This is a genomic window from Synechococcus sp. R55.2, assembly GCF_047462075.1.
Taxonomy (GTDB): domain Bacteria; phylum Cyanobacteriota; class Cyanobacteriia; order Thermostichales; family Thermostichaceae; genus Thermostichus.
Genome location: NZ_JANSIH010000151.1, coordinates 1 through 877, shown reverse-complemented (window position 1 = coordinate 877; position 877 = coordinate 1). Strand labels below are relative to the sequence as shown.

The 877-nt window shown below is 54.4% G+C and carries 1 protein-coding gene and 1 rRNA gene; both read right to left on the bottom strand.

Annotated elements, in window-relative coordinates; translation table 11 throughout:
* Window positions 1–133: 133 nt before the first annotated feature.
* Window positions 134–730 carry an LAGLIDADG family homing endonuclease gene (locus NW838_RS05525; RefSeq protein WP_414427661.1) on the bottom strand — a complete coding sequence of 199 codons (597 nt, stop codon included), beginning with the start codon at window positions 728–730 and terminating at the stop codon, window positions 134–136.
* 60 nt (window positions 731–790) lie between these two features.
* A 23S ribosomal RNA gene (locus tag NW838_RS05520) occupies window positions 791–877 on the bottom strand; the annotation flags it as partial.

Here is an 877-nt window from a genome sequence, read left to right as displayed (position 1 = left end):
CGTACTAGGGCCAGCTCCCCTCAAGTCTCCTACGCCTGCGGTGGATAGGGACCGACAATCTGTTACTTTCAGCGCACAGAGGGTGCGCCTACTGACCCCGTGATTGGTTCACGAGGCGGGCAAGCCTTTCGGCTTACCTCTGCATGTCGCCATGCAGTTCGGACTGTATCTTCGCCTTCTGGCTACAAGAAGGCGTCTGGCGTACAGTCTCTGAGGGTTCCAGATGAGCCAAAATGGTTTCTATATCCAAGCGACGATATGCGCCATTCTCGTTCATGCTGGCTGCAAGGATGAGCAACGCACGCAGTCCTTCGACAGTTTGGTGTTCGCCTGCATCCAGCCGACGCACAATCGCCGCGAACTTCTGGAAATCATGGCGCTTCGTGGTCAGAAGTGGGTATCGCTCGAAGAAGGGAATGACCCTTCTTAGCAGATCTTGACGGTTCCGTACCACAAGCACCCATGTTTTGTCTTTCGGGTTCTGCCGAGCATTTGGCTTGAGGTAGCCACATCCCAGTGCTGAGCGTATCATCTCCAGCACATGCTTATTGCGCTCATGCTGGGAGATATGTAGCTCTGGGATGACTTGCCATCCAAACTTTGTGCTTGGATTTCGTTGGATGGCAACATGGAAGCTGCCCTCGCCATCGACGAACCCTGCGATATAGTAGCCGATAGGCTCATCTGGCCTTCCCTGCTGATTGCCTGCACCTGACGCATTGTCACGCATGCGTTAAGTGTAGCATGCGTAGCGCAGGATACTCACCAGGCTTCCCAGCATATAGCCAGATTTATAGACAGCACGGTAGGTACTGTCTCACGACGTTCTGAACCCAGCTCGCGTGCCGCTTTAATGGGTGAACCCCCCAACCCTTGG

Coding starts and splice junctions, on each gene's coding strand:
- NW838_RS05525 (WP_414427661.1), bottom strand. CDS start 730: ATGCGTGACAATGCGTCAGGTGCAGGCAATCAGCAGGGAAGGCCAGAT.